17 protein-coding genes are annotated in these 19,146 nt (G+C 66.6%); 8 read left to right on the forward strand and 9 right to left on the reverse strand.

Going from position 1 to position 19,146, the window contains the following annotated elements:
* The first annotated feature begins 332 nt into the window (after nt 1-332).
* Nucleotides 333-1,502, forward strand: a complete 1,170-nt coding sequence (locus ACFVUS_RS22900) for a globin domain-containing protein (protein ID WP_387769531.1) — start codon at nt 333-335, stop codon at nt 1,500-1,502.
* 100 nt (nt 1,503-1,602) lie between these two features.
* Here ACFVUS_RS22900 and ACFVUS_RS22905 read toward each other — a convergent pair whose 3' ends face one another.
* The 3 genes from ACFVUS_RS22905 to ACFVUS_RS22915 form a co-directional block, all read right to left on the reverse strand.
* Nucleotides 1,603-2,388, reverse strand: coding sequence for an FAD-binding oxidoreductase (locus ACFVUS_RS22905; protein WP_387769534.1), 786 nt, complete (start codon nt 2,386-2,388; stop codon nt 1,603-1,605).
* Nucleotides 2,389-2,517: 129 nt separating this feature from the next.
* The gene (locus ACFVUS_RS22910) at nt 2,518-3,678 is read right to left on the reverse strand and encodes an FAD-binding oxidoreductase (RefSeq protein ID WP_375961006.1); all 1,161 of its coding nucleotides are present in this window, start codon (nt 3,676-3,678) and stop codon (nt 2,518-2,520) included.
* Between the two features lie 134 nt (nt 3,679-3,812).
* Complete coding sequence (locus ACFVUS_RS22915) at nt 3,813-4,790, reverse strand: NADP-dependent oxidoreductase (protein ID WP_387769538.1); 978 nt, start codon at nt 4,788-4,790, stop codon at nt 3,813-3,815.
* Nucleotides 4,791-5,035: 245 nt separating this feature from the next.
* Here ACFVUS_RS22915 and clpB point away from each other — a divergent pair, with 245 nt between their 5' ends.
* The 7 genes from clpB to ACFVUS_RS22950 all read left to right on the forward strand — a co-directional run bounded on the left by clpB (nt 5,036) and on the right by ACFVUS_RS22950 (nt 13,188).
* On the forward strand, nt 5,036-7,591 hold the full coding sequence (clpB, locus tag ACFVUS_RS22920; protein WP_387769541.1) for an ATP-dependent chaperone ClpB: 2,556 nt from the start codon (nt 5,036-5,038) through the stop codon (nt 7,589-7,591).
* Between the two features lie 132 nt (nt 7,592-7,723).
* A complete protein-coding gene (locus ACFVUS_RS22925; protein WP_387769544.1) occupies nt 7,724-8,632 on the forward strand; it encodes a DUF5666 domain-containing protein in 909 nt (302 codons plus the stop codon).
* Between the two features lie 50 nt (nt 8,633-8,682).
* Entirely contained in the window at nt 8,683-9,768 is a 1,086-nt protein-coding gene (locus ACFVUS_RS22930) for a hypothetical protein (RefSeq protein ID WP_387769547.1), read from the forward strand.
* A gap of 154 nt (nt 9,769-9,922) precedes the next feature.
* Complete coding sequence (locus tag ACFVUS_RS22935; protein WP_387769550.1) at nt 9,923-10,801, forward strand: SDR family NAD(P)-dependent oxidoreductase; 879 nt, start codon at nt 9,923-9,925, stop codon at nt 10,799-10,801.
* Nucleotides 10,802-10,809: 8 nt separating this feature from the next.
* Nucleotides 10,810-11,355 carry an orotate phosphoribosyltransferase gene (gene pyrE, locus ACFVUS_RS22940; RefSeq protein ID WP_387769553.1) on the forward strand — a complete coding sequence of 182 codons (546 nt, stop codon included), beginning with the start codon at nt 10,810-10,812 and terminating at the stop codon, nt 11,353-11,355.
* A gap of 85 nt (nt 11,356-11,440) precedes the next feature.
* Nucleotides 11,441-12,499, forward strand: coding sequence for a beta-ketoacyl-ACP synthase III (locus tag ACFVUS_RS22945; protein WP_387769557.1), 1,059 nt, complete (start codon nt 11,441-11,443; stop codon nt 12,497-12,499).
* Nucleotides 12,499-13,188 (forward strand): lysoplasmalogenase family protein, encoded by a 690-nt coding sequence (locus ACFVUS_RS22950; protein ID WP_387769560.1) that lies wholly within the window; start codon nt 12,499-12,501, stop codon nt 13,186-13,188. Before ACFVUS_RS22945 ends, ACFVUS_RS22950 begins: the two co-directional genes overlap by 1 nt.
* 14 nt (nt 13,189-13,202) lie before the next feature.
* Here the strand turns inward: ACFVUS_RS22950 and ACFVUS_RS22955 are convergent, their stop codons facing one another.
* The 6 genes from ACFVUS_RS22955 to ACFVUS_RS22980 all read right to left on the reverse strand — a co-directional run bounded on the left by ACFVUS_RS22955 (nt 13,203) and on the right by ACFVUS_RS22980 (nt 19,095).
* Entirely contained in the window at nt 13,203-14,303 is a 1,101-nt protein-coding gene (locus ACFVUS_RS22955) for a phosphotransferase enzyme family protein (protein WP_387769563.1), read from the reverse strand.
* 4 nt (nt 14,304-14,307) lie between these two features.
* Complete coding sequence (locus ACFVUS_RS22960; RefSeq protein WP_387769566.1) at nt 14,308-15,648, reverse strand: purine-cytosine permease family protein; 1,341 nt, start codon at nt 15,646-15,648, stop codon at nt 14,308-14,310.
* A 153-nt stretch (nt 15,649-15,801) separates the two neighbouring features.
* On the reverse strand, nt 15,802-16,248 hold the full coding sequence (locus tag ACFVUS_RS22965; RefSeq protein WP_375960988.1) for a hypothetical protein: 447 nt from the start codon (nt 16,246-16,248) through the stop codon (nt 15,802-15,804).
* A 95-nt stretch (nt 16,249-16,343) separates the two neighbouring features.
* On the reverse strand, nt 16,344-16,946 hold the full coding sequence (locus tag ACFVUS_RS22970) for a Uma2 family endonuclease (protein WP_387769570.1): 603 nt from the start codon (nt 16,944-16,946) through the stop codon (nt 16,344-16,346).
* 54 nt (nt 16,947-17,000) lie between these two features.
* On the reverse strand, nt 17,001-17,642 hold the full coding sequence (locus tag ACFVUS_RS22975) for a response regulator (protein WP_387770150.1): 642 nt from the start codon (nt 17,640-17,642) through the stop codon (nt 17,001-17,003).
* Between the two features lie 64 nt (nt 17,643-17,706).
* Nucleotides 17,707-19,095, reverse strand: coding sequence for a sensor histidine kinase (locus ACFVUS_RS22980; protein ID WP_387769573.1), 1,389 nt, complete (start codon nt 19,093-19,095; stop codon nt 17,707-17,709).
* Nucleotides 19,096-19,146 lie beyond the last annotated feature (51 nt).

The raw sequence follows: 19,146 nt of genomic DNA on the forward strand, positions 1-19,146 counted from the left end.
TGTTTTGTCCTGCTGTGGCATGGGAATTCATCGCCTGTCATGGTTGCGGCAGGATCGCTCCCTTACTGAAGATTGCAAAACGAATCCCCCAAGATCGGTAGCCGAAAGCTGGTGTCCACCGGCGTTTCCCAGTTGAACAGTCTGTTTTCGTGCAGGTTTAGTTGCAACAGGCTCGTTTTCGGGGAATTACAGGCATGTTGTTGAAACGACTCATTCCGTTGCTGGCAAACCTCGCCTATAGTTGCTCAGCAACGGCTGCTGTCGAGTGTCCCGCAGCACTGCACTCACCGGCCCTGGCTTGTGTTCGAGTGCGAAATGGGGTTGTGACACAAATGGATTCGCGGACCGTCGCATTGATAAGAACGACGTTCAAGGCGGTAGCTGCGGAGGATGGTGGCCCCGAAAAACTCGCTCGTTCGTTCTACGCCATCCTCTTCACGGAGTACCCCCAGGTGCGGGACTTCTTCCCCGCCGCGCTGGACGCCCAGCGCGATCGGCTGGTGAAAGCCATCGCGTACGTGGTGGACCGGCTGGAGGAACCCGAGCAGCTGCTGCCCTTCCTCGCCCAGCTCGGGCGCGACCACCGCAAATACGGTGTGGTCGGGGAACACTATGTGGCCGTGGGGAAGTCGCTCAAGGCCGCACTCGAGTCCTACGCCGGGACCGAACTGTGGACCGATGAGATCGGGCGGGCGTGGGACGAGGGCCTGAACGTCATCGCGACCACCATGATGGAGGCCGCGGACCGGGAGACCACGCCACCGGTCTGGACCGGCACCGTCATCGAACATCGTGAGGTACTGCGCAATCTCGCGATCGTGCGGCTCAAACTGGATCAGCCCATCCAATACGCGGCCGGTCAGTACATGAGCGTGCAGATCCCGTCCCGCCCGCGCATGTGGCGGTACCTGTCGCCGGCGATTCCCGCGAATCCCAGCGGCGAGATCGAATTCCACATTCGCGGCGTCACCGGCGGCTGGGTCAGCCCGGCCATGGTCGGGCACACCAAGGTCGGCGAGAAGTGGCTGATCGGCTCACCGCTCGGCGGTCTCGGCGTGCCCCGCAATACCCGGCGCAAGATGCTCATGATCGGCTGCGGCACCGGAATCGCCCCGCTGCGAGCACAACTCATGGCCATGACCCAGCGCCGCTCCAACCCCAAGGTCGATCTCTTCGTCGGCGGGCACTACCCGTGCGACCTCTACGATCTGGAAATCCTCGGCCAGCTCGCGCAGGCCAATAAATGGCTCACCGTCACCCCGGTCACCGAGAGCGATGAGGATCCGTGGTGGCAGCTCTCCAATTCCAGTGAGCCCAAGGAACATCCGGGCCTGCAACCCCGCGTCGTCGGCCAAATCGGCAAGGTGGTCGCGAGTTTCGGCGCCTGGGACGATCGCGATGTGCAGATCGTCGGCTCGCCCTCGATGGTGCAGACCACCAAGTTCCGGCTGATGGCGGCGGGCACCTCCACCAAGAACATCCGCCACGATCCGCTCTTCTGACCCGCCCCCAAAGACCCCCGCGCCGCTGCCTGTCGCTCGGCAGCGGTGCGGGGCACCACCTATGTACGGTGCGGGGCAGCGCATTTCGGAGCGATAGTGCTCAGAATCCCTCGTAGCGAATGAGTTCGCGCGGGGTGCCGGTGGCGATGAGCATCTCCACCGTGGACTGCACCATGGCCGCGCCGCCGCAGACCAGGATCTGCTGCAGGTCCAGCGGGCCGAAGCGGTGGACCACCTCGGCGAGGGTGCCGGGGATCAGTTCCTCGGGCTGGAAGCCGATGTCGACGCGACAGGATTCGTACCAGTCGTCGATCCAGTCCGGATCCTGCTCGTCCAGGACCACGGGAATGATTGTCAGCCAGGGCAATTCGTTCGCCAGCAGGGCCAGCATATCGGCGGCGTAGAGATCGCGCGGGAAGCGGCCGCCGACGAACAGGTGGGTGCGCGGCGGCTGTTCGCGGCGTGAGATATCCAGCAGCAGCGCGCGGAACGGGGCCAGGCCGACACCGTCGGCGATCATGATCAGATCGGTGGCGTTATCGGCCACCGCCAGCCAGCCCGCCGGATTGCGGATCTTCCACTCGTCGCCGGTGCGGGTGTCGGCCACCATGGAACCGCTGCACCAGCCGCCGGGCACGGTGCGGATGTGGAATTCCAGCTTGCCGTCCAGCGACGGCGGCAGCGCCGGGTACAAGCGCCGCACCATATTCGGATGCTGCGGGGTGCGCACCTCCACCGACTGGCCCGGCGCGAACGGCACGAACTCGCCGATCAGCCGGACCACGGTGAGGTCCTCGCGCAGGCGGTGCGCGCCGACCACGGTGGCGGGCCACTCGGTCGGGCCGTCGATCCGAATCGGGCCGGTCTGATCGGGGTCGAGGGTCACCGCACACTCCTGCTCATCGAAAAACCTTGCACACTATGCCTGCTCGTCATCCCGGCGCGCTTCTTGGCCGGGATCCCCTGTCCCCGTGTGGATCCCGGCCAAAAGCATGCCGGGATGACGAGGGTTGTCTCACACCGGGTCGGAGTTGATCGCCGACTCGGGCGTGCCCACCGCGAGCAATGCCCGTTTGGTGTCCGCGATCATGCGCGCCGAACCGGCGATCTGGATCTGCCGATCCGCCCACGCGCCGAAGCTGGCCACCACCGCGCCCAGGTTACCGATCAACCGCCGGTGCATGCCGAAAGGCGGATCGGCGGGCGGATACGGATGCCACCACGGGTTGGTTTCGTTCTCGCACACCGGGATCACCGTGAGCCACGGATTGCTCTGCGAGAGCTGCCACATGTTCTCCACGTCGTACAGATCGCAGGGGTAGCGCCCGCCCATGAACAGGTGCACGCGCGGATTGATACCGCGCCGCCCCATCTCGATCAGCTGCGCCCGGATCGGCGCGATACCGGTGCCGGAGCTGATCATGAGCACATCGCGGCGGCTGCGCAGATCCACGTGCAGCCCGCCCAGCGGGGACGCGATCATCCAGCGGTCGCCGACCTTGGTCTCATTGATGATGGCCGGGCTCACCCAGCCGGTGCGCACCTTGCGGACATGGAATTCGATCTCGCCGTACTGATTGGCGGGAATCGCGGGCGAGAGATACCGCCACATCTTGGGCCGCTGCGGAATCGCCACCGGCACATACTGTCCCGCCTGATAGGGGATCGGCGTATCCGATTGCAGCCGCACGATGGCCAGATCGTCGACCACCCGCCGGTGCCCGACCACGGTCGCCTCCCAATACGGTTGTGACGTATCGGAATTCGCGCCGATGGCCATCGACGCCGAAATCAGGATGGTGATATCGCGCCATCCGGACTCCAGCTGCCTGCTCCAATTTCCGACCCCGTTATAGGAGCGGAACGCGGCGAGCAGCGCACGACCGGCAATGTCGTAGTGCGCCGCCTCCACACCGTACTTGCGGTGATCGCGCGCGAGCTGCTCCAGGAATCGCTGCGCCCGGTCCCAATCCTCCAGATTGTCGAGCACGAACTGCACGGCCGTCACCAGCCGCTTGGGCTGCATATCCATGGCGGAGGGGAAGAGTTCCCGCAGGGCGGGGATCTCCGCGAATAGGTGACCGTAGAACGCGCTGATCAGTCGTTCGGGCCCGTGCGGGGCTTCGACGACTGTCCGGAAGTTTGCGCGGACCAGCGCTGCTGAACGCGCATCCACGACGTCGAGCTTTCCTTTCCTTGCTACTACCCCGGACGCGCCTGGTTCCAGGCGGTCCTCCGCGTCAAGTATCCCTGAAAAAACGGTGGTCGCACGGATATAGCGGAGGGTTGTGAATTTACGTAACTCGGCGTTCAGATAACCAGCACGGTCTTGCCACGCGCGCCGGAGGCGCCGATAACATCCGGGGCCGCGTCCAGCGGCGGGGTGTTATCGATCGGCACCACCAGATCGCCGTTGCCGACATCGCGCAGCAGTTCCCGCAATTCCGGTGCGCCGCCGCTGGATTCGAAGTTTCCACCGGTGATGCCGCGAGCCTTGAGCGCTTCCTCGTCGGCGGACCAGACGGTGGTGTACGCCGCACCGCCGGACTTCACCACGCTCGCGTTGTCGGCGAACAGCGGCGGCGGGCTCACCAGATCGAAGAGCACATCGACGCCCGCGGGCAATGTGATCCGCACCGAATCCGCGACCGAGAGCGGTGAGCTCTCGGCGTGCGTTGGCGAATCGGTGACGGTGATCCGCCCGTAGTTGACCACCTCGGTCGCGCCCAGCCGGATCATCCGATCGGTATCGTTCGGCCGCGCGGTCGCGATGACGTGCGCGCCCGCCAGCGCCGCGAGCTGCACCAGATAGGAGCCGACGCCGCCGGACGCGCCGACGATCAGCACGCTCTGCCCGGCGGCCACCTTCGCGGCGTGGATCAGATCGAGTGCGGTGATGCCCGCGGTGGGCAGGGCCGCGGCCTGTAGCGAGGTCACCTCGTCCGGTATCCGGGCGATGATCGAGGTGGAGGGCACCACGATGTATTCGGCGAAGGTGCCGTGCCCGAGCGGCGGGTTGAGCCATTTGCCGACCACGCGTTCGCCGATCTCGACATCGGTGACATCCGCGCCGATGCCGACCACCCGGCCCGCGCCGTCCACGCCGGGAATGAGCGGAAAATCGTGCGGCAGTTTGCCATCCAGGAAGCCGTCGATGATGCGCTGATCGAAGGGGTTGACGCCCGCGGCTTCGATTTCGATCTTGAGCTCGCCCGGTCCGGCCTCGGGGACGGGCATATCGGCGGTCTCGGGGCGGCCGCCGAATTCACGAACCACGATCGCGCGCATTGCTGCTCCATTCGTCCGGATGTCCGAGCTTGGGATGAGCGGGTGATGCGTCAACGAACCCGGTTCATCGTAGGCAGGGACACCGTGGAACCGGTGTGATTCAGGCCATTCGGTTTTGTTCGTGGCGAGTAGCCTTACGAGGACCTTCGGCACTGGTGGTCGCACCGGAAATTCGTCAGACTTGAGCGGAACAGACTCAACTCCTGTCGCGTTGGTTCGAGTAAGCGACTAGTAGGAAGGTGAACGTGGACTCGTTCAATCCCACCACCAAGACCCAGGCGGCCCTGACCGCCGCCCTGCAGGCGGCCTCCGCCGCGGGCAACCCGGAAATCCGTCCGGCGCACTTGCTGGTGGCGTTGCTGGATCAGACCGACGGCATCGCCGCACCCCTGTTGAAGGCCGTCGCCGTGGATTCGGCAACGGTCCGGCGCGAAGCGCAGGACATTGTCGACCGGCTGCCGCGCGCCAGCGGCGCCACCACTCAACCGCAGCTCGGGCGCGAGGCGCTCGCCGCCATCACCGCCTCGCAGCGACTGGCCACCGAGATGGGCGACGAATACGTCTCCACCGAACACCTCATGGTCGGCCTGGCCGCCGGGGATTCCGATGTCTCGCAACTGCTGCTGAAGTACGGCGCGACCGCGGACGCCTTGCGCGAGGCGTTCACCGCCGTGCGCGGCAATACCCGCGTCACCAATGCCGATCCCGAGGGCAGCTATCAGGCGCTGGAGAAGTACTCCACCGATCTGACCGCCGCCGCCCGCGACGGCAAACTGGACCCGGTCATCGGGCGCGACACCGAGATTCGGCGCGTGGTGCAGGTGCTGTCCCGGCGCACCAAGAACAATCCGGTCCTCATCGGCGAACCCGGCGTCGGCAAGACCGCCATCGTCGAGGGGCTGGCCCAGCGCATCATCGCGGGCGATGTCCCGGAATCGTTGCGCGGCAAGAAACTCGTCTCGCTCGATCTGGGCGCGATGGTCGCCGGAGCCAAGTACCGCGGTGAATTCGAGGAGCGGCTCAAGGCCGTGCTCGAGGAGATCAAATCCAGTGCGGGACAGATCATCACGTTCATCGACGAACTGCACACCATTGTCGGCGCGGGCGCGACCGGCGAATCCGCCATGGACGCCGGAAACATGATCAAGCCCATGCTGGCGCGCGGTGAACTGCGCCTGGTCGGCGCGACCACCCTGGACGAATACCGCCAGCACATCGAGAAGGATCCGGCCCTGGAGCGCCGCTTCCAGCAGGTGCTGGTCGGCGAGCCCTCGGTGGCGGACACCGTCGGCATCCTGCGCGGGCTCAAGGAGCGGTACGAGGTGCACCACCACGTGCGCATCACCGACTCCGCGCTGGTGGCCGCGGCGACCCTGTCCGATCGGTACATCACCTCGCGGTTCCTGCCGGACAAGGCCATCGACCTGGTCGATGAGGCCTCGTCCCGGCTGCGCATGGAAATCGATTCCCGCCCCGTGGAAATCGATCAGGTCGAACGCGCCGTGCGCCGCCTCGAGATCGAAGAGGTCGCGCTCGCCAAGGAGACCGACGACGCGTCCAAGCAGCGCCTGGAGAAGTTGCGCTCCGAACTCGCCGACGACCGCGAGAAGCTCAATCAATTGATGACCCGCTGGCAGAACGAGAAGCAGGCCATCGATTCGGTGAGCGCGCTCAAGGAACAGCTCGAGGCGCTGCGCGGGGAATCCGAGCGCGCCGAGCGCGATGGCGATCTCGGTAAGGCCGCCGAACTCCGGTACGGCCGAATCCCCAAGCTGGAGAAGGAATTCGCCGAAGCCGAGGCCAAGGCCAAGGGCGCGTCCGACGGCGACGTCATGCTCAAGGAGGAGGTCGGCCCGGACGATATCGCCGAGGTGGTCTCGGCGTGGACCGGTGTCCCCGTCGGCCGCATGATGGAGGGCGAAACCCAGAAACTGCTCCGCATGGAGGATGAGCTGGGCAATCGCGTCATCGGTCAAAAGGCCGCCGTCCAAGCGGTTTCCGATGCGGTGCGCCGGGCTCGCGCGGGCGTGGCAGATCCGAATCGGCCGACCGGTTCCTTCATGTTCGTCGGACCCACCGGCGTCGGTAAGACCGAACTCGCGAAAGCGCTGGCGGACTTCCTGTTCGACGATGAGCGCGCCATGATCCGCATCGATATGAGCGAGTACAGCGAGAAGCATTCGGTGGCTCGCCTGGTCGGTGCGCCCCCGGGCTACGTCGGGTACGACCAGGGCGGCCAGCTCACCGAGGCGGTGCGCAGGCGGCCGTATTCGGTGGTGCTGTTCGACGAGATCGAGAAGGCGCATCCGGATGTGTTCGACATCCTGTTGCAGGTGCTCGACGAGGGACGGCTCACCGACAGTCAGGGCCGCACCGTCGACTTCCGCAACACCATCCTGATTCTCACCTCGAATCTGGGTGCGGGCGGCTCCAACGAGATGGTCATGAACGCGGTGCGGGTGGCCTTCAAGCCCGAGTTCCTGAACCGCCTCGACGATGTGGTCATGTTCCATCCGCTCGATGAGGAGCAGTTGGAGTCGATCGTCGACATCCAACTGAACCAGTTGCAGAAGCGGCTCGCGCAGCGTCGTCTGAAGCTGGACGTCTCGGATTCGGCCCGGTTCTGGCTCGCGGTGCGTGGCTACGATCCGGCTTACGGTGCGCGTCCGCTGCGCAGGCTGATCCAGCAGTCCATCGGCGACACTCTCGCCAAAGAGCTGTTGGCCGGTGAAGTGCAGGACGGCGACACGGTGAAGGTCAATGTCACCCCCGACGGGGACAGTCTGATCGTCGGCCGGTAGTCCGGAAAAACGGGAATGCCGCACCTTTCGACAGGAAAGGTGCGGCATTTTCATTTGCCGGTAGATGGCCGATTCGGAACCGCTCGGTCGAGTTCAAGCCCCGTGGGAGTCCGGCAGCTTAGGCTGGAGGCCATGACAACTCCGAGCGATCCGTGGTCGCGGCGGCCTGAACCTGGCCCGGGGGAGGAACCGACCCAAAAGGTCGAGCGTCCCACCGAGCAGGTCGGGCACACCTCGGAAGTCGCACACCACGGGGCGGGCGAGCACATCTCGCCCACCGAGTACTTCGGGCAGCAACAGGGACCGGAAGCCACCCGGGTGCTGCCGCCGTACGACGCCAGCTGGGGCGGTTACGACAGCGGCGCGGGCTACGCCCCGCCGACGGCCACCTATCCACCGGGCTACACCCCGAACCCGTCCGGTTACGACCCGAGCGGCGCGGCCGGATACGGCCAGCTGCCCCCCGGCGACGGTGGACTGAGCTACGGGCAGGCCGGAGGTTATCCGGGCGGACCCGGCGGCTATCAGCCCGCCGGATTCCCGCAGCAGCCCGCGCCGCCGGAACCGCCGCGCAAGACCGGCCTGTGGATAGGTGTGGGCATCGCGGCGTTCGTACTCGTCGCCATCGCCGGTGTGCTGCTGGGAGCGCTTCTCGCGAACAAGGATTCATCCGATACCGCCGCCTCCACCACCACCCGCACCAGCGGTTTCCCGATGCCGAACCTGCCCGGGAACACCTCGTCGCAGCCGCTGCCCAGTGGTATCCCGCAGATTCCGGGCCTCGGTGATATCGACTCGCTCGGTGCGAATATGGGCACCGTCGCGAGCAATGACGGCACCACCCTCACCATGACCACACTGTCCGGCACTACGGTGACCGTGCACACCGACGAACGGACGCAGGTCATTTCGCTCGGCAGTACGAAGGTGGCGGACATACCGGTGGGTGAAATGGTGATGGTGCAGGGCGATAAGGCCGCCGACGGAGCGATCCAGGCCAAGCTCATCATCAGCACGTCATTGCCCGGCGGAACCCGATGAATGCAGGCATACCGGGCATACCCCCGCCCGGCTGGATAGGGTAGGCGGCGATGACGGCTATATGGTTCGGGTTGGCGGCGATCGCGCTGGTGGGTGCGATCGTGCTGCTCTATTTCGATCGGCTGCAACGGCAGCGCACCGGGCATGTGCGCCAGGTCTGGGCGAAATCCCAGGGGTACACCTATGTTTCGGTGGAACCGGCGCTGGCCTCCACCTGGCGGCGCGGCGCGCTGGCCAAACTCGGATACCTGTCCGCGGTGGATGTGGTGTCCGGAAATCGCAAGGGCGAGAAGTTCGTACTCTTCGATCTGGAGGACGCCGCCACCCTGGTCGCGGTGCGCCGCCAGATCGGTTCGGACATCGATATCGACCTGCGCATGAAGACCGCCGCCCCGCCCAAGGACCATGATCTGGAAATGCTTGGCGCCATTGGTGATCGGGTGGTCTTCGCGACCAATCCCGATATCGCCCGGCACGCGGTGGATCAGCGCATGGTGGCGTTCATCGAATCGCTGCCCGACACCGTGCAGCAGCTGTGGAGTGAGGGCAACTGGACCCTCGGCATGCTGCACGTGAGTTCGGTCGCCAAGGATTGGGAGATGGCGATCGACGCCGTGCTGCGCCTGTCCGGGCTGCTGCACGTGCTGCCGCCGGTGATCAACTCCGAACGCGGTCGCGACGAACTGCCCGAACCCGGTCGCTCGCACCCGGTTCCGGAGGATGAGGACTACGACGGCTACGACCGCGACGGCGATTTCGAGCCCGGGCGTCGCCCGGCCCGCGCCACCGAGATCGAGGCCGACGACGACGAACTCAGCCCGCTGCTCGGCGACATCGCCGGCGGCGAAGGTGAGGGCGAGCCCGAAAACTGGCGTCCCGCACTGAAAGTCGTGCCGGATCCGCGAAATCGCCCGCGCCGCAACTGGCCTCCCGCCGAAGAGGGCGACGACTGGATCGACGACGAGGACGGCCCGCGCCGCCCCGCCGGTGCGGACGACTGGTCCGAGGACGAACCCGAATCGCGCCGCGATGAGGAACCCGAGGAAGGCTGGCGCAAGGACCAGGGCCGCAGCGCCCCGCCCGGCGGCCCCTTCCACCCCGGCTTCCGCCCGTACCAGGGCCCCACACCGAGGTGATGCGCGGCGGTCGATCGGTTCGATCCGCCGAAACCGTCGAGACGCGGCCAATTGCACGGGTACTGCCCTCGGGCTCGCGTGCGAGGGGCCAGAATGGTTGCGCCGTCCCGGTCATCGCCGACCGTTCACCAGTCGTGCGAATGATGGGTTGCCGATGACCGAGGGTTCTCCCGAGCTGTCCCCGAGCGCCCACGCATCCGCGGCCGAGCGGCCGTCGAGCGCTGAGCTGCCGACGAGCGCCGCGCGGCTGCCCGGCGCGCATCGCCCGGTGGCATTGGTCACCGGGCCGACCTCCGGAATCGGTAAGGCGTACGCCACCCGGCTGGCCGCGCTCGGCTACGACCTGGTGCTGGTGGCGCGCGATGAGCGGCGGCTGGCCGCGCTGGCGCACGACTGCGAGGTGCGATTCGGGGCGCGGGCGCAGGTGCTGCCCGCGGATCTGGCGGTGGCCGCCGACCGGGACCGGGTGGCCGCCCGGCTGGCCGAAGGCGTCGAATTCCTGGTCAACAACGCGGGATTCGGGCTCTCCGGGGAGTTCTGGGAAGCCACACCGGACGTGCTGCGGTCGCAACTCGAGGTGAATGTCGGCGCGGTGGTCGAACTGACCCGCGCGGCCGTGCCGCCCATGCTGCACGCGGCCAATGGAACCGTGGTGAATGTCGCCAGCATGGCCGGGTTGATACCCGCGAGGGGCTCGACCTACTCGGCCTCCAAGGCGTACGTCGTATCCTTCTCGCAAGGGCTGGCGAGCGGGCTGGCCGGGACCGGCGTCCGGGTGCAGGCTCTGTGCCCGGGATTGGTCCACACCGAATTCCACGAACGTGCCGGTCTGGCGACCGATTCGTTTCCCCGGCCGCTCTGGCTGGATGTGGATCAGGTGGTCGCCTGCTCACTGGCGGATCTGGAGAAGAACCGGGTGCTCAGCGTGCCCGGCATGCAGTACAAAGCGATCGCCGCGGTCGCCGGACTGATCCCGCGGTCCCTGGTGACCCGCCTGAATCGGGCCTTTTTCAACGCACGCGGAAGGACATAGACACAGCAATGCAGGTAACGACGACCGACCGGGACAGACTGGCCGAACTGGTACGTGAACTCGCCGTCGTACACGGCAAGGTCACCCTGTCCTCGGGCAAGGAAGCCGACTACTACGTGGACCTGCGCCGGGCCACCCTGCAGCACGAGGCGGCGCCGCTCATCGGCAAACTGCTGCGCGAACTCGTCGCGGACTGGGATTTCGACTCCGTCGGCGGGCTCACCATGGGCGCGGACCCGGTCGCGGCCGCGGTCATGCACGCGCCCGGCCGTCCCATCAACGCCTTCGTGGTCCGCAAGGCCGCCAAGACGCACGGTATGCAGCGGCAGATCGAGGGCCCGGACATCGTGGGCAAGCGCGTGCTGGTGGTGGAAGACACCACCACGACCGGAAACTCGCCGGTCACCGCGGTGCGAGCACTGCGTGACGCCGGTGCCATCGTGGTCGGCGTGGCCACCGTGGTGGATCGCGAAACCGGCGCCGACGGTGTGATCGCGGCCGAGGGTCTGGAGTACCGCTCGATCCTCGGATTGAAGGATCTGGCGCTGGGCTGAACTGTCGCCCTGAGTTAGCCTGTTGTTGGTCTTATGTCCGACAACGTTGTCGAACAGCTGTTGTGAAGGGTCGTGTGAGTCACCTGTGGTGAGCATTGCAATCAACAAGGGTCCCCAGAATGTTGCGATGCTCGGCATCGGTGCTTACCGGCCCGAGCGCATCGTCAGTAACGCCGAGGTGTGCAAGACACTCGACTCCACCCCCGAGTGGATCTTCGACCGCACCGGTATCCACAACCGGCGCTGGATCAGCGGCGACGAGACGATCCGATCGATGTCGGTGGCGGCGGGCGAACGCGCGCTGAAGAACACCGGCATCGATCGCTCCAAGATCGGCGCGCTGGTGCTGTGCACCTCCAGCTGGCTCAAGCTCACCCCGCACGGTGCGCCCAGTATTGCCGCGGACCTCGGCATGAACGGCATTCCGGCATTCGATCTGGTCTCGGGCTGCGGCGGCTTCTGCTACGGCCTGGGTGTGGCCACCGATATGATTCGCGCCGGTTCCGCCGAATACATCCTGGTCATCGGCGCGGAAACGATGACCGTCGGCCTGGACCCGACCGATCGCGGCACCGCCATGATCTTCGGTGACGGCGCGGGCGCGGTCGTCATCGGACCCGCCGAGGAGAACGGCATCTCGCCGACGGTGTGGGGCAGCGACGGCGAGAACGCCGAAGCCATCGCCCAGGACATCGACTTCCTCGCGTTCATGAACCGTGCGCAGGAACTCCAGGGCACCGATCCGGCGGTCGAACCCGTCGGCCGGATGTCGCTGCATATGGAGGGCCCCAAGGTTTTCCGCTGGGCCGCGGTCACGCTGCCGCGCGCGCTGTCCAGCGCGATCGAGCTCTCCGGTGTGGCCAAGGAGGACATCGAGGTGTTCGTGCCGCACCAGGCCAATGCCCGCATCAACGAGCTCATGAAGAAGAACCTCGGCCTCGCCGACGATCTGCCCATGGCCAATGACATCGAGAACACCGGCAACACCTCGGCGGCGTCGATTCCGCTCGCCATCGAGGAAATGCTGGTGACCGGCAAGGCCAAGGGCGGTCAGCTGGCCCTGCTGCTCGGTTTCGGCGCGGGCCTGTCTTACGCCGGTCAGGTCGCGGTCCTGCCCCCGGCCCCGGCCGAGCCCTCCTTCTGATGCCCCGGCCGTTCCGCGCCGCCTTCGTCGGCGCGGCGGCCGTGACAGTGTTCGGCGCTGTCACCGGTCGCCACAAATTGCAGTGGGCCGCAAAGCCTTTGCTCATGCCGCTGCTCGCGGCGGATATCGTCACCAACGATGACGGTCTCGAATCCTCCGACCGTACAGTGCTGCTCGGCTCGCTCGCGGCCGCCACGGTGGGCGACATCCTGCTCATCGATCCGGACGACGACCGCCGATTGATCGCGGGCGCATCGTCTTTCGCCGTTATGCAAACCGGCTACTCCCGGCTCTGGTGGCGGCGCGGCGGCCGTCCGCAACCCCAGATCGCCGCCCAGCGCCTGGTGGCCTGGCTGGGTGCGGCCGCCCTGATGCGCGCCAAGGCCCCGGCGGTGGCTCTGCCCCTGACCGCCTACGGCGCGACCCTCGGCACCGCCGCCACCCTCGCCTCCGACCCCGGCATCGCTCCGGGTGCGAAAGCCATTGCGGGCCTGAATATCCCGGGCTCCGACCCGCGCACCCGCCTGGGTGTGGGCGCACTGCTGTTCACGGTGTCCGACGGACTCATCGTGCTGCGCAAGATCTTCGCCCGCAGTACCCGCTCCCAGCGCATCACCGAGGGCGTCATCCTCACCACCTACGCCGCCGCCCAGTACCTGTTGGCAGACCCCCGCGCCCACCGCCCCTGATCGACCGTACGAGGTCAGGGGAGCCGGGACAGTAGGGCGCGGCCTGCGGCCGCCCACCATGCGGTGTGGCCGAGAAAGTAATGGCGGTAGGCGATTTCGGCGTTCTCGGGGTTGCCGCCGGGTATTACGCCGAGGAAGTAGTCGATCTCGGACAACTCGTATTCGGCGTGCACCAGCGGGAGCAGTTCGGGGAGGGCCGCAGTCTCGGTGGGACTGAGCGGGCGGATCGATCGGTAACCGTTCAGCAGGGCTTCGACCTGATCGAATTGGATGTGGGCCGGGCCGCCGTCGCGCAGGGAGATCCAGTCGACGGCGCAGCGTTCGATGGCTACGGCCAGGTCGTGGATGGCGACGGTGCGGTCGCAGAGACCGAAATCTATGACCGTGGAAGGGGATTCGACTCCGGGTCCGGTGGATTGCCACAGCAGGTTGGTGCCGTGCCAGTCATTGTGCGTCCACTGGGGAGCCAGGTGGGGGAGCAGTCGATACAGGCGGGTGTGGAAAGGCAGGTGCAGGCGTTGCACCTCGGTGCGCCAGTCGCTGGTGGCGAGGAAGGCAGCCAGGGCCGGGCGAACGGCGGCGCGGGCCTCGATGGCGGCGATCGGGTCGGGTGCGGAGAAGATCGAGAAGCTCGCCAGTAGAGGGCGGGGTGGACGGGGTGGGGCGTCGTAATCCCTTGCGGCGAGATGCAATCGGGCCAGCATGCGGCCGGAGGTGCGGGCCTGGTCGGTCGAGAGGTATGGGGACCAGGAGAACGAGCTGCGGTAGAGGTCCTCGCCGATGCCGAGTTCCTGCACCTCGTAGGTGAATTCGCCGATTTCGCGGGTGAGCACGATGGCGGGAATGGGAATTCCCCTGTCGCGCAAGTGATTCATGAACGCGTGCTCTTCGGCGAGGGCCGTCGCATCGCGCAGGGTGCGGGGGAGTCGTTTGACGATTACCGGTGTGCCGTCCGCGGTGTGGACTCGGGCGGTCGCGGAAAGCGGCCGGGGACTGCGCCATTCGATCACGGCGTCGGGTCCGAGCAGCGCCGCGATCTCCGGCGGGGTCAGGGGCGGCCAGTCGGGGGCGACGAGCTGTTCCGAACCCATGCCGAAGACGCGGTCCCGGGTCATCGGGTCAGGCCCGCCGGCGCTGCACGACCACCAGGATGGCGGTGACGAAAGCCGCTGCCAGCCACGAGAAGAGCGAGGCCGAGGACCACCATTGCGGGTGGAAGCCGATGGCATCCTGCACCTTTGTCCACAGGTTCGCCCACCACGGCACCGAGCCCGGATTGCACAGCTGGTACACGACGAAGCCGATGATCCATGGCAGCAGCATGAATGGGCGAGAGGGCGCGGTTTGCGACAGATTCCAGCCCTGCCTGCTGCTACCGAAGAAATAGTCGATGATCAGCACGGCACTCAACGGCACGAACACCGAGCCGATCAGGTAGAGGAAATTGCCATAGTCGGTGAAATCGCGGACCGGCAGAGCCAGTAGCGTGACCAGCACGCCGACACCCAATGCCAGCAGGCGGCGATCCACGCGCGGCAGCAGATTCTGGATCGACATGGCCGTGGAGTAGACGTTGGCGAAGGATTGATCCGATTCGCGCAGCACCAACACCGCGAAGAAGGCCCAGCCCGCCGTCACGCCCAGCAGGGTGTCGAAGATGTGGTCGACATCGCCGCCCGCCTGGAGGATCGCGAGAATGCCGAGCAGGTAGCACCAGAACTGCCCGACGGAATAGCCGAGTGTCGCCGCGCCCGCCGCACCGCGCGCCGAACGCGAATGCCGGGTGTAGTCGGCGGCCAGCGGCACGAACGACACCGATACCGCGAGGGTCGCGTCGACAGCGGGGAAGAACCCGCTCCAACTGGTGTTCGGAAGTTCCGGAACAGGTTGCCGCAGTAGCTGAATGGTGAAGTACACCAGGGCGATACCTACCGCGACCGAGACATACTTGCGCAGGATGTGCAGCACGCGCAGCGGCCAGATCGCCATGACGGTGCAGAGAATGCCCGCCGCGATGATGACCAGCGCGTGCGGAGCACGGTCATCGGTGAGTGCGGAGACACCGAGTGCGATGACGGTCAGTTCGAATACGCCCCAGCCGATGCACTGCACGATGTTCGCGGCGGTGGGCAGATAGGAGAGCTTGGTGCCGAAGAGGCCGCGCAGCACGGCCATGGCGGGCGCGCCCGTGCGGGTGCCGACGGCTCCGGTTCCGGCGACCATGGCGATACCGGCGACGGTGCCGACGAAGGTGGCCAGCAACGCGCCCGCGATTGACAGCGGCGGGTGTCCATTGGGCAGCAGCACCGTGGCCGCACCGCTGAACCCGATCAGGCTGACGCCGAGATTCAGCCAGAAGGCCGCCTGGTCACTGAAGCTCAGCGTGCGCGGCGGCTCGGTATCGAGCAGCAGCGGCGCTTCACGGCGGTCAGGGGGTACAGCGGGTATTGCGGTGGTCATGACCGGTGATGCTACGGGGAAGGCCAGGCAAATCGGGCAGGCTGCCTGCGCGGACAGATGAACCACCCCCGTCATCCCGGCGCGCTTTTGGCCGGGATCCACGCATATCGAAGGTGGATCCCGGCCAAAAACATGCCGGGATGACGGGGTCGTTTACAGGCAGACGACTATCCGGTCGCGGTTGCGCGGGTCGACGCGGATCGAAAGTATGCCGCCCACAGTGATTCTCGGGCGGATCACCGGTTCCACGTCGAAGACGATGCTGCCGCGATACGTCTCGGATCCGGGCACCACCAATTCCAGATCCAGTTCGGTGATCTCGGTGCAGTGATCGGTGCGCATGAGCCGGTGCACGCCCTCGATGGTGGCCCAGCCCTCGAGGCCGTGCCGCCGGAGTTGACGGTCGCTGTGCGAGGGGCGCTGTGCCAGCAGCATTCCGATGCCGAGGAAGGTGCCGAACATGCCGACCAGCACGATGATCTGCAGTGGCAGGGTGCCCGGCGGGGTGAGCGGTACCAGCCAGGCCAGCCAGACGCAGAGCGTGACGAGGTAGGCGACGGTGACGCCGAGTACGGTGCGAGAAATACGCGCGTGGTCCATCGAGACCCTCCAACCACGGCTTGCGGAACTCCAGGATAGTCCGAATTTTCCGTCCGGGTGGGGGATCGGGCGAGGTCAGGCCGGTGTGCGCCGACTCAGGCGGTGGTGCGCAACGCGGTGAGCGCGTCGAGGTCGAGCGGCAGCACCATGCCGTCCAATTCGAGGGTCACCTGCCCGGTGTACGTTCCGGTGGTTTCGTAGCGGCCCTCGCGAAGTCCGAAGGTGGTCAACCGCACCGACCCGTCGGTCTCCAGCAACCAGTAGTGCTCGATACCGCTCTCGGCGTACTCGGTGAACTTCATGATCCGATCGGTGCGCCGCGATCCGGGCGACACGATCTCGATGGCCGCCAGCACATCCGGGGGAAAGACCCGGGTCGCGTGCGCCGCCCCCGCCGCACCGCCCACCACCAGCACATCGGGCACCCGCACCGTCGACGGATGGGTTTCCTCGATCACCAATTCCACCCGGGCCAGCGCCGCCACCCGCCGCGGCAGCGCCGGTTCCAGCTGAGCGGCCAAGCGCCACACCGCGAGTTGATGCCGCGGCGGCTGCGGTGCGATCAGCAGCACCCCGTCCACCAGTTCCCGGCAGGAACCGCGCTCATTGGGTAGCGCCGACCACTCCGCCAGCGTCAATAGGTGATCGGGCCAGGACGCAACGACTTTCACCGTCTCCGCGGAACTCGACCGAACCATGGAACCAGTGTTCCACGGTCGGCAACCGTACAGCGACGTTTCACCCGGGGCCGTCTAACCCTTGAGTCGCAGTACCGCCAGCACCCGCCGATGATGCAGATCCGAGGGCGGCAACTCCAGCTTGGTGAAGATATTGCCGATGTGCTTCTCCACCGCCCGCTCGGTCACCGTGAGCGCCTGCGCCAGCGCCGAATTCGACAGCCCCTGCGCCATCAACTCCAGTACCTCGCGTTCGCGCGGGGTGAGGCGGGCGAGCGAATCCTGTTGCCGGGCCGCGCCCATGAGCTGACTCACCACTTCCGGATCGAGTGCGGTGCCGCCGGTCGCGACCCGTTGCAGCGCGTCCACGAAATCCCCGATATCGGCCACCCGGTCCTTGAGCAGATAGCCGACCCCGCCCGCGCCGGACGCGAGAAGTTCAGTGGCATACCGGGTTTCGATCCACTGCGAGAACACCAGCACCCCGGTTTCGGGATGGCTGCGGCGCAATGCCAGCGCCGCCAGCAACCCCTCGTCGGTGAAACTGGGCGGCATGCGCACATCCACCACCGCCACATCGGGCCGATGCTCGGCCACCGCGGCGGACAGGCCGTCCGCCTCGCCGACCGCGGCCACCACCGCGTAACCGCGATCGGTCAGCAGCGCGGTCAGCCCGTCCCGCAGAATGGCGTTGTCCTCCGCGATCACCACGCGCAGCCGATCAGGGGTGCTCATCGTGTCCTCTCGATTGTCATACGGGGCAGCCGGTTTCCGATGCGGGCTACGGTCCCGCCACCGGCAGCACCATGGTGACCACGGTGGGTCCGCCCACCGGGCTGTCCACCAGCAGTGACCCGTCGACCGATCGCGCCCGCGCCGCCAGACCCGAAAGCCCGCCCGCCACGGCGGTTTCGCCGGGGCCCTCGATCGGTTGCAGCGCGCCGCCGTGCCCGTTGTCGCGCACGCTCACCGCGAGCGCATCCGTGCCGGTGGGCAGTACCGCCACCCAGATGCGGTTCGCGCCAGCGTGTTTCACCACATTGGTGAGCAGTTCCGCGACCGAGAAATAGGCGATGGCCTCGATGGACGGGCTGGGCCGGACCGGCAGCAGCACCCGCAGCTCCACCGGAATCGCGCACCGCGCGGCCAATGTCTCCAATGCCGGTTCCAGGCCCAATTCCAAAGCGGGCGGGTGAATCCCGCGCACCAACTCGCGCAATTCGGTCAGCGCCTCCTTGGATCCGGTGCGCGCCTGCGCGATGAGTTCGGCGGCGTCACCGCCATTGGCGAGGCGATCCTCGGCGCGGCCCAGCATCATGGCGATACTGACCAGGCGTGCCTGCGTACCGTCGTGCAGATCCCGTTCCAGGCGGCGCAGCGTCGCGGTGGAATCGTCGACGGCCGCCCGGCGGCTCTCCTGCAATTCCAGCACCCGCTGATCCGCGGCGGTCGGCGCGAGCAGCCAGATCGCGAACAACCGGTGCAGCCAGCACACGAAACGGATCAGCCACGGCAGCAGGAAGCAGCCGAGCACGCCCAGCGCGGCGAAAGCCAGTACGCGCGGCCAGGTATCGACGAAATACTGGTTGAACTGGAACAGCGAGTGATGCTCGACGCCGTTCTCATCCACATTGGTGGGGTTGAACAGCACCCAGAAAATGGGGGAGAGGGCGCTGAATCCCACGATCGCGATGACCATCAGCACGCCGTAGCCGATGATCATGCCGAACAGGCACTGGATCACCAGGAAAAGCAGTGCGCGCCAGGAGGTCCGATCGGTGTAGGCGCTGCGCAACCAGCCCCACAGCCCAGGCCGGTAGGTGAACGGCTGCGGTTCGGGCATCGGATTGTTCAGCAGCAGTGCGTTCAGGACGCGATAGACGCGACCCCACACCCGCCCGCCGAGAATCGCGCAGCCGAGCAGCGGCACCCCGATCAGCACGATGACCGTGTACACCCCGCCCACGATCGCGGTGAAAAGGTATGCGGCCGCGACACATCCGAGTACGAACGCGATGATCAGGTACGCGAACTCCTTCCACACCCGCGCCCGGAAGGGGGCCAGTAACACCTCGCGCAGCACCGCGCCGGGATCGGACCGGGGTGGCGGGGCGGGTTCGGGGGCGGGCATGTCGAGCACGATAGTGGGGAGTGCGGCCGTCTCGTTCATACCTCTCATCGTGGTCGGACGGCCGCTGCGGAACGAGGGAGCAGGCCCGTA

The organism is Nocardia sp. NPDC058058 (genome assembly GCF_042885355.1).
GTDB lineage: Bacteria > Actinomycetota > Actinomycetes > Mycobacteriales > Mycobacteriaceae > Nocardia.